4 protein-coding genes are annotated in these 11352 nt (G+C 41.0%); all 4 read right to left on the bottom strand.

Annotated features, from left to right (window positions below; all coding sequences use genetic code 11):
- Positions 1–111 precede the first annotated feature (111 nt).
- The 4 genes from MXE38_RS11215 to umuD all read right to left on the bottom strand — a co-directional run bounded on the left by MXE38_RS11215 (position 112) and on the right by umuD (position 10803).
- The gene (locus MXE38_RS11215) at positions 112–738 is read right to left on the bottom strand and encodes a hypothetical protein (protein ID WP_246914957.1); all 627 of its coding nucleotides are present in this window, start codon (positions 736–738) and stop codon (positions 112–114) included.
- A gap of 163 nt (positions 739–901) precedes the next feature.
- On the bottom strand, positions 902–6835 hold the full coding sequence (locus MXE38_RS11210) for an autotransporter outer membrane beta-barrel domain-containing protein (protein ID WP_246914954.1): 5934 nt from the start codon (positions 6833–6835) through the stop codon (positions 902–904).
- A gap of 1019 nt (positions 6836–7854) precedes the next feature.
- Positions 7855–9801 carry a hypothetical protein gene (locus MXE38_RS11205; RefSeq protein WP_246914951.1) on the bottom strand — a complete coding sequence of 649 codons (1947 nt, stop codon included), beginning with the start codon at positions 9799–9801 and terminating at the stop codon, positions 7855–7857.
- A 567-nt stretch (positions 9802–10368) separates the two neighbouring features.
- Complete coding sequence (gene umuD, locus MXE38_RS11200; protein WP_246914948.1) at positions 10369–10803, bottom strand: translesion error-prone DNA polymerase V autoproteolytic subunit; 435 nt, start codon at positions 10801–10803, stop codon at positions 10369–10371.
- Positions 10804–11352: the final 549 nt, after the last annotated feature.

Raw genomic sequence — 11352 nt, 5'->3', positions numbered from 1 at the left:
CCCCTCATTTTAAATTAAATCATGATTATTGTGTACCTATTACTTCTATATGGTTAAGAATAGTATAGTAATATTTATATATGGAAAAGCTAAGAGTAGTTTTTCCAAGAATTAGATGAACATTCCATTAGGTTGATTCTGATCATTAGACAAGGCAACAGCCTCAGCCTCAGCTTCAGCATCTGCTTCAGTCTCATAAATTTCCATACAAGCAATCATTAACTTGAGAGTTTCTGACTTAAAGAATTTCTTAAAAGCTTCAATTTGATTAGAAGGCTGATTAATCTCAACATCAAAATTGTATTGAGAGTTTTCCTTATCAATACCCAACTTATGAGCAAGTGTAGTATAAAACTGGTTCCAGTCTTCCTCATTTGTTTGATAATTATTAAGCTCGAAAAATACTTTCTTAGCCTCTGAATCAATATTTTGGCAAAATTTAATAATTGACTCTTTTTTCTGTTCTACACTAGAGCTAACTACAGATTTAAACTCATCTTTACCAAAGCTACAGATTTTATTTTTCTTTGTACCAATATAATCAAGCCAATCTTTGTATGACTGTGTGGTACTATCATTATTTATGATTTCACGTATAGCTTCCCTAAATTGCTCTTTACGAGCATCCTTGTTTTGGCTGAAAAGTTTAATGGCAAACTTGCCACCATCAGGTAAGTTTAAGCACATTTCAGCGCCCGCTCCAAAAAGGAATCCTAGATTTAATGGTTTTTGCTCCATTTTTACTCCTTGAAATAAATAGATATTGTATTTAAAAACATCAAAGTGATAACTCTATGTTTGCTTTTGATAAAAGAGGCCCAATACCCAAGTAGAGCTTGCCTTTCTACAAGGAATTGGGCCTCAATTTAACTAAAGTTTAAGTTAAATGTCCTATTTAAGCTTAGAACATGTAACGTGCATTGGCGTTTACACCAAACTCATCAGTGTTAGAGGAGCCAGTGTAGTTAAGGCCTAAGCCTAAACCAAAGTTGCCAGTCTTAGCGGAGATACCTACAGCTGCACCATAGGTGAAGCTGTCAACAAACTCAGCCTTGGTGGACACATCATAGTTGCTTACGCCAGCCCATGATACAGTACCATCAACAGTGTCATCACCGAAGTTGCCAGTTAAGGTCAAGTCAAAGCTTGGCTTAACAGTCCAAGTATCAGTTACGTACTCCTTAGCGATGGTTACACCAACAGGGATGGAGAATACATTAGCAGAGCTTGCATTGTATTGACCAACCTTACCGAAGTCAGCAGAATCAATGGTGTAGTCATCCATATCGATGCGAGTGAAACGCATACCAGCATGTGGAGTTACGTCCATCTCAGCAACCTTTAAGGAGTACTGACCAGTTACACCAACGCTTAAAGCAGAGGTGTCGAAGGAGGTAGAAGCCTTACCTACTTCAGTATTAGCCTCAACATCTGAATCGATAGTGGTGTAAGAAATATCACCAACAATTGAGAAGTTGTCGATAGCATAGCCTGCGTAGATAGAACCACCAAAGTAGTCAAAGTCATTAGATACTACAGAGGCAGCACCCTGACCATCAGCATCACCAGAGCCTACGTTGAACATAGCACCAACACGTACGCCGTTAGATAAGGTCACATCACCACCTAAGGCCACGCCGTATAAGGTAATGTCAGAACCGTAGCCTAAGCCATCAGCGTCGAAGCCGTCAGACTCGTGGCTCTTGTAAACTGGGGTTACCCATAAGCCAGAACCCTGACCATTGTTAGCAATAGTCATAGTACCAGCCTGCTGGCCCATACCGAAGCGACCTGCAACAGCGTCATAAGTGGTAGAGGTAGCAACTAAAGCAGTTTCAGCAGCACCACCAAATTCACCCATACGTGCGGCTTGATCAGCGGCGGCACCTTGAGTGTTCTGAACAATCTTCTCTAAGAAGAGATTGTTAGCCTTGTGGTAAACAGTGTAGATTGGAGTATTGGTAGCAGCATCAGTGCCTGTCTGGATAGCTACATAGTTGCTTGCCTTATCTTCAGCAGCAAAATCAGCAGCATTTACAAAACCAGTAATCTTACCGTCAACAATAGTGAACTTCTCTGCAGCTGGGCCTTGCTCGCCAACTAACTCTACACGCTCAACAGTTGAACCATCAGCATAGTACTCACTCCAGTTCTTAGTAAGAGCAGTATAGCCAACTAAGAAGTCCTTCATTGGAGCTGAAGCTTGACTAAATGCGGTATCAGCCTTAGCAGTATCAAGAGTTAAAGTACCACCAGTTGACTGCTGACCAGCAGTTAAGGTGAAGTACATTAAGCCGTTAATGGTCTCAACACGGATATCGTTAGTACCAGCAGTACCTAAGATATTAACACCATTGTTGTCAGCATCTTGGAATACAACTACATTACGATCACCCTTGAGGTAGCTATCGCTATCAAGAATAATCTTACCGCCTTGATCTGCAAATACGGCAGCATCCTTGAAGTCAAATACGATAGAGCCATTATCCTTATGAGCGCCCGCACCTAAAGCAATTACAGAACCCTTACCTAAGTAGAGATCCGCAGTATCAGTTGTAGTGCCAAAGCTCTTAGCATCAGTGTACTTAGTATTAAGTACATCATTAGCATCAACTACATTGCCTTCGTTGGCTAAAGCATCAACAACAATAGAGCTACCAGCTGCAAGCTTCTGTTGGCTGTTTACATAGAGTAATGAGCCAATCTTGCCACCCTTCTCAGGGTCAGTTAATGAACCATTCTCTTGAACACTTGCTAAGAATGCACGACCAGAGTCTACATCTAACTCACCATTAGCATTCATGCCAACTAATAAAGCAGAGTTTTGGAGAACATAAATGTCACCCTTAACAGTGCTTACACCAGTCTTAGGGTTATTAGGAGTATCAGTAAAGGCACCAACCTGTACAACAGAAGTATTCTTGCCATAAGCTGGATCAATAGCTAAAGCATTGCCACCTAAGCTAATGTACTGAGCCTGTAAGAAGCCAGAGGAGTTAACCTTATCAGCATTTGCTGGATCGTACTCACCAACATTGATGAAAGCTTGATCCTTTAATGTTGCACCAGGTGCTTTGGTCATGGAAAGAACACCATTTACAACAACCTTAGCATCACCGCTAATACCCAAGTCACCCTTAAAGTCAGCTACATCCTTGGTAAGAGTAATAGTAGAGGTACCACCATTGGTAAACTCAACATCGCCAGTTGCAGCGAATGAACCAGCAAACTTGTTCTCCTTACCACCAAAGATAGCGCCGCCTGCACCAATGGAGGTTGAAGCGCCAGAATCTGCAGCAACAGTCACATTACCCATGACATTAGACTGAGAACCAGATGCACCAGTAATCTTCAATACCTTGGTATTTAAGGAAGTGCCAGCCTCGGACTTTAATACACCAATCTCAACGCCGTTCTTCTTCTCACCTGCAACAGTAAGCTGGCCATTCTTGATGTTTAATACGCTGTTAGCACCACCAGAAATGGTCTTAGAAACAGTTACGTTGCCAGCTACATCACCAAAGCCTTTATCGATAGCTAAGGTGCCAGAACCAGCAAACTTAACCTGATCAATAATACCTTCACCACCAAGAGTAAACTCAGTAGTCTTATCAGCAATATTGAGACCTAAGGAGTCACCAGAGCTGTTTACAGCAAAGTACTTCTTACCAGAATCATCACCTGCTAATGGCTTAGCATTGTATAAGCCACCCTTCTTTTGTACATCTACAGAAGAACCAGAGGCAAAGGTGTCATCAGTCTTAATAGAACCAAAGTGACCACTTACTTTAGTGCCAGTAGCAACACCAGTTAAAGTAGCTTCCTTAAGGCCATTATTAGTATAGCCAGGTAAGTAGTTTTCGTACTTCTTAGCAGCATCCCAAGTGATTTCATTGTCTACAGGCTTGAGGCCATCTAAGGTTGCTTCGCCAAGATTTACAATACCGTTAACAGTAGTACCGTCATCAAATACCTTGTTTAAGTTGGTTAATTGATCAACAGTAATAGTAGTACCAGAGGTATAGTTAAGATTTACTTGAGCGCCAGGTGCGGTAACAATGCTACCAGCAGTAACTTTTTCGTTTAATAAAGCATTAGAGTCTGGCTCAAAGTAGAAGCCATCAAGAGCCTCGCCTTTAAAGTTAAGTACACCACCTTCATTAATGGTTAATGCACCAGTTCCACCTAAAGCTACACCATAAAGACCAGTTGCACCTGACTCAGTACCAGCTTTACCTGCAACATTAGCAGTGCCATCAACAGTAATAGCGGTTGGTCCACCAGCATTTAACTCGTTAGCATTTAAGGTGCTTTCCTTAGCTACAGTCACGCCAGCAGCTGCATCGAGCTTGCCTTCAACAGTTAAGGAAGTCTTAATGATGTTGCCATCAGCATCTGTCTTAGCAGCATCACCAATCTTAAAGGTGCCAGCTGCAATGGTAAGATCCTGCTCAGCAGTCCAGTTACCAGCGGCGATATTATGAGCACCATTAGTAACCTTGAGCTTTCCAGAAATTAAAGCATCGGAACCAACTACAGCTTTATGGCCGTCATCAGCATTTTTACCATTAACAAATTCTAGCTTACCAAAGGTAACCTTAGAGGTAGCTTCAGTAGTTTCAATACCACCTTCAGATTCTGTTTGTAAAGCATTTAAAACAGTGAAATTACCAGTGCCAAGCTTAGTTGCTGCATTATCAGTGTTTGGAGCTAAAACTAAAGTACCAGCCTGGATAAAGCCATTTTCACCAACAGCAACTGCTGTATCAGCCTTATTGATGGTAAGGGTTTGAGCAACCTCTAAAGTTCCAGAAGAAGTGTTCTTAAAATTGATACCAGCAACAGGACTATCAAAGTTAGCACCAGAAACTAATTGACCCTGATTTAAGGTTAAAGAATCAGCCTTTAAAGTACCGCCATCAATACCAAAATATGCGTTCTTGTCACCACTATTGTCACCAATTTTTTTAGCAAAGCTTTCAAACTGAGCTTGGCCAATAGTTAAGGTTGCACCACCCTGAGTAACAATTCCAACGTGAGCTGCAGTACCGCCAGCCTTAGATGAAAGGGTAGTTTGAGAAAGGTCTAAGGAGGCCTTTGCGCCAGATACGGTTACAGCATTAGTGCCAGCACCAATTACCTTAAACTCACCACCCTTAATTACTAAAGAAGAAGCAATGCTGTCATCTTGTCCATCAGCATCTACTGTAGTAGCATCATCACTTTCAACACTTAAAGTACCTTGGGTAAGGGTGATATTTTGTCCTACAGTTTCATAATTACCAGCAGTAATTGATAAACCAGCTCCAGCACCTTTAATGTCAATAGCTGAGCCCTTAATTAAACCACTATCAGCGGCTTCAATAAGTTTATTATCAGTAGAGCGTCCAGCATCTTTAGTGCTAATAAGCTCTACATCATTAACGAGAGTAAAGGCATCTTCATCATAACCTTGCTTTAGTTCAAGATTCTTGGCAATAAAGCCCTTATTTTCAAAAGTAACACCAGTAGCATCTGAACCATTGCCTAAGGTTAAAGTGTCTAAGGCTTGAATATAAACATTTGCTTTGCCATCACCTGTTAATGCATTGCTAACAGTGACATTATTGCCAACTACATAAGCACCATCAGCTGCTGCAATCTTGGCAGTTGCAGCAGTATCTACAACCTCAAGACCACTTAAGTCTACTGAAGCGTCGCTGAACTGAAGAACGCCATTTTCCTTAAGCTCGATACCACCAGTTTTTGTTGCACCTAAGAAACCATCAGCAGTCTCTTTCTTTACTACAAGAGCACCTTCATCTGTACCATTGCCAATTACAATGCTCGCAGCAGTTGAAGAAGCACCCTTAGATGTAAGAGTTACCTTATCGCCTAAAACAACAGTACCCTTATCAATGGTCATAACAGAGCCAGCATCAGTAAGCTCAATATCACCCTCATTGATAGTAAGAGTGCCTTCATCAGCAACAGTCTGCTTATTATCTTCTAAGCTAATTACAGCATTCGCTTTATCTGCAATTGCAAGCTTTGCTTTATTAATATATCCAAAAGCACTAATAGTACCAGACTTGCTTGCTGTACTAAAATCTAAAGATACTTCACCATCACCAACAAACTGGCCATTTAATACTGCATCAGCTGCAGCAGTACCACCAAAAGAGATAGTACCATTGTTGTCTAAGCTAATAAGAGTTGCAGCTTTCTTGATATTGCCTGTAGCAGCGTCAACATCTACACCATTACCAACAACAGAACCGCTGTCGCCTAAAGATAAAACGGCCTTTTCCGCATCCTTATTATTTAAGGATATTTGCTTTGCGTTTAAAATGGCTTTAGCATCTGCGGTTGTTTTACCAGCTAACTCTAATTTACCTGCTTTAATTGTGAGGTTCTCAAGAACATTTAACTCTGCATTAGTACTAGCAACTTCAGTAGAAACCTTTAAACCTTTAGTTGCATCTGTTGCATCAAGTTCAAGGTTCTTTACAGTTAATTTAGCAGGAGCAGCTGCAGCCTTAACAAAGTTGTCTGTACCAACAGCGCCATCTTTAATAATGATAGTCTGATTTTGGAAGGCCTTAGATTTATTAGTTACTTGAAGTTTTGCGTAGGTCTTTAAATCATTTTTTTCATCAGTTGCTTTGCCATCAATAGTAACTGTAAGTTCAGTACTCTTTTGATTGTCACCATATACAGAAGCAGCCTGGGCTTGGCCAGCTGCTAAGCCCATGGTTACGACGGCGGCAGTGGCTAAGCCTTTGAAGTATGCATTCTGGAAGATTGCACGGTATTGGGCCATTAAGAACTTAATGGCGTTATTTGTTTGCTTCATTTGAAATTTAATAAATGAAAATATATGGGGTGTTTCGCCTGAATAGCTTTATCAAATCGTGACAAACGAGCGCCTATAGCCTTTTTTAGAGCTAAAGATGCAGTTGTTTTAGGCTTATTAATATTGGTAATTGATAAAGCCAGACACGATGTTCTTTTTTGGTTAAAAGAAATGAGACAAAAGATAAAGTGTAGAAAAATGCTATTTTTATTGCCAAATAATGTAGAATTAAGAGTATAGGCACTCTAATTAAAACCTTTAGCACGACGGTTTTGAATTTGGCTGAATAGCACTTGGAGGAAAAGCATGTAGTTGCTGTTATAGGCAATTAGCTTTTAAGATGGGTACTAGCGTAAGCTAATAAAGGGTGCCTTTAAGATTAAGGCCTACATAAGCGGGGGTACCGCTTATTCTTTACCTATCAACTATATGCAGCGGATGATAAAGGCGAAACTTGTTTGAGAGCCCCATAGAATAGAGCTCCTATGAAAGCTTTTAAACGGCGGCAAGGTCATAACCTAGTCAACGCCCATATGTCTATATATTTGCCATATTAGCTTTAATTGTAAAAATTCAAAATTTTGCGCACTATCCTGATAAAATTAAGCTTTTAACCAATCAATTATCACTTTATTACCAAAAACTTTTGCTTGATTTTAAAGCTAAATTTATCGTTTTTTCTTGAAAAAGTGGTAGCTTATATAGTTTTTAGTGTGGTTTAAGTAGGCCTATTATAGGCTCTATTATGATGCCCCACATCAAAGGTCTATTTGCCAATGGCAAGCCATAGCTAAAATACCATTCACGTAGCCTCAGCCCTCTTAAAAGCTACAGTGTAGATCCCACACCTTTTAGTTGAGCCTTAGAGGTGTATTTTCACCTTGTGGAGGTATTGGTGCGGGCGCTCTTGCTGTTAGCAAAAGCCAGGCTATCTTGTTATGTACTGATAATGGCTACTATCTCGTATCTTTTAGAGTATCATAGCCATGTACTTTACTACCTGCCAGCCTTTTAAGAACCTAATCTTGCTCCTTAGTATGGTCTGAGCTTGGCTCGCTTTGCTCTTGATACTTTGCATCTTGGGCTTTAATTTGGTTGAGCGCACCAAAGCCAAATTCCTGATTAGAGCTGCTACCTCTTACCTGAATATTGTATTCAGAGAAGTCTTGTTTAGGCATAAAAGGCTTCTGCTCTTGCTCCTCACTATACATTTCTGGCATTGGATAGCGATTAGACTCATTATCAGGCTCGCTAACTTGAGGATAAGCTCCCTGCTCTTTAAGCTTAACAACATGTTGACTTACTCTTGATGCCATATCCGCAGCAGTTGAGGCTAAGTACTTAGGCAACACAATACGAGTAACCTTTGGCTTAGGTTTGGCGGGACGGCCAGGTTTACGCTTAGCAACTACTTTATCTTTCTTCTCCTGAGAGTTTTCCTCTTTTGTGCTCTCTGTAAGAGAACTACCCTCACTGTCGGACGACTGAGTAGTGTTATCTGGCACCTGCTCCTCATGGGAGGCATCCTGCTGAACAAGAGACTGGTCTGGCTCTTGTACTTGGTTTGCCTGTAATTTGGCAAGAGCCTTGTCTTGTGGGGTTACATAGGAGAAGATGGCAATATGGTCATCATTTAGCTCTGAGGAAGACTCAGCGCCCGCACCAGAGTTGTCGGTGTTGCTGCCATTGGCGTTGGCATTGGCATTGCCCTGCTCATTACTTTCTACATCTAAGGAGTGGCTCTCTTTAGATGCGTCGTTGACTTGTGGTGTGTTGTGCTCCTCACTGTGTGTGGAGCGGCTTTGATCAAAGACAGTTTGGTAGTAAGTATTAGCAGCCACAGCTTCATCAAGCATATGGTAAGCATCTAAATCACCGTTTTGGTCATAATAGGTATCAAGACCATCGTAGAGAGCATCAATTTGCTCTTTTAATTGGTCAAAGTACTCCTCGGATGGTTCACCTGCTGTATCAGCTAGGGCTTGCAAGCGCTCTAAGGTTTCCTCATCTAACTTAGTGCCATCTGGAATCATGCTTTGCAGGGCAGCAAGAGTTTCATGAGGGGTCATAGTTTGAGTATCCACTAGCTCTTGAGCCTTGTGGCTTTGCTCATAAATAGCCTTTAAGTCAGCAATAGATTGGCTAAGGTCGAATGGTTTTCCGTCCTCATCTAATACTGCATTATCTTGAAATTGGCCAGTTCGAATTTGTTCCCAGATTCTGGCGTTAATAGCCTTTTGAGCTTGTACGTCTCTAAGCTTCTTCATTAAGCGCTGATATTGAGTAACACGATTGCTAAGCTCATCTCTTTGCTCACGTAAAATAGGCTCAGCCTGACGTACTGATGGGAAGCGTAAATGACCATAGAGTTCAAACAGGCGTTTTAAAACAGCCTTTTCACCAAAGCTTGATAATACATAGTCACGCTTAGAGCCCACAAAGTCAGTTAAAGCAGCTTTAGGAATTTCCTTACCAGCAAAATAATCAAATACTGAGGCATAGCATGGGTACTCAATAATCTCAATTACTGAGATACGCTCTAATAGACCATAAGGCACAATCCATACATCGCCAAGATTTTTACAAAACAAGCCTGGAAAGCCCTTGCCCTCAAGACCATTTAAAGTATCAGGTGCTGCTACCACCATAACATTGGTAAGGCCTCGATCAAGACCATTGCGGCGATCAAAGTTTCGAATACGGGCAGCCTCAGAGCGGCGTGAGGTTAAGAAGTTAACTCGGGCACGACGAGCTTTTAAGCCTTCCCTTTCATCTTGGCTTAAATCATCATAGCCATTAAGATAAGCCTTAGACTCAAAAGTTTGATTAATTAAGTGAGCAACCATTTGAGATACATTAGTACCCCAAGTTTGGGCCATTTGCTTAACACGAAAGAGCTCTTCGTCAGAAATAAAGATAGTAACCGCCTTTTTTACTTGACGTGCATCCTTTTTCAAGCGTCCCATATGCTCACCTTATAAGTAAAAGATAAAAACCCTATACATTATAAGCCAGGCAGCGATATTATCCCTATGACAGCACTAGAAAATTACTTCTTATACTCCCTATAGCACCAGCTAAAGCATAAGCGCACATCAAGGTGAGGGATACCTACCATTACTGTCCTTATTGGAGTTGACACTAACACTAACAGCCAAAGGCAAATGACTTGGTATCAAAAAGCACATGATAGCAACATGGCCAACTATTCTATTCTATTCTATTCCCTAAGAGCCATACTTAACTTACCTACTCACCAAGGTTAATCTTTATACAAGGTGCTCACCATGTACCTCCCATGGGATTTAGTCCGCTAAGTGCTTGCTATTAGCTTTTAGGCAGATGGCCCTTGCCTTCTCTTGCCTGATAGCAATTGTAAAAATCGCAGTTGTATTGTTCCTTTGCGCTAAGAGAACTCTTACCTTTTAGCAACTGTAGGATGGTATGGCATGGAACTTTTGCACCCTACTTAGCTTGTCTTTGCCTGAACGCAGCAAACAAGAGTCCTATGTCCTTTTTAAAAGACCTATAGCTTAGCGATACTTTCTTATTACTGAAATCACAGGGCCAATAATGGTCACTTCGGTGTACTCACCAATCTCTATAGGAGAATATTCTCTATTGCATGGTATTAATTGAGGGTGTGGGTGGGTTTGTAGCTTTTTAATAGTGTACTCACCATCAACCATGGCTACTACCACATCGCCTGTCTTAGGCTCAATACTAGCATCTACCAATACAAAATCATCAGGCATAATACCAGCTTCTATCATCGAGTCGCCCGCTACCTGATAGACAAAAGTAGAGCTGGGATGGCTTACCAAAAATTGGTTAACATCTAAATGACCATCGATATAGCCACCATTAGGAGCTGGGAATCCTGCTTGTACACTTTCAAAAGCTACAGGAAGCTCTAAAAAACTTTGTGGTGCTGGCACTTTGCCATGTGAAATTACACGATCACTCAATTACCACCTCAATGATCTCTACCAATAAAATTGCCCTGCTTGCTACTATGCAAGGTCTTTTACCTACCAAACAAGCTTGGCATACACAAGCCAAGCAAAACAACAAGCCATCATAGCCCAAGTATTAGCTATACCCTGCTTAATTAGGAGCAGATATATCTTAAGTACTAATAAGCCCCAACAGCCATGCCTCTGGTGCTAAAAGTAAAAGCAAAGGCTCTATTAGTCAACTTAGCCTTAATTAGAAGCTATCCTTGCTCGCCAAGCTTTTACCAAACCTAATACCAGCTACCCCATAGCCAGGCATAGCTTAAATTAACATAGCTAAAAAGCCACCCACTTACAGCCCCTGATAGGCATTTGCTTAGTAGCTATTTAGTATGCCGCTAAATTGTTTATTATCGGCGTAATTGTAAAGTATAGCGGTACTATTTTTTTAAGCCTATTATCCCCTAAAATATGTAACCAATATCCAGGTATATCTGGTTCCTAAATGTAAATTTAGGGGGAAAAACAGCTTATAGCTAGCGTTTTATATAAGTAAGCTGC

This window comes from Anaerobiospirillum sp. NML120448, from assembly GCF_023050945.1.
GTDB lineage: Bacteria > Pseudomonadota > Gammaproteobacteria > Enterobacterales > Succinivibrionaceae > Anaerobiospirillum.
The sequence above is the reverse complement of the archived record's forward strand: the minus strand, read 5'-3'. Positions and strand labels throughout refer to the sequence as shown.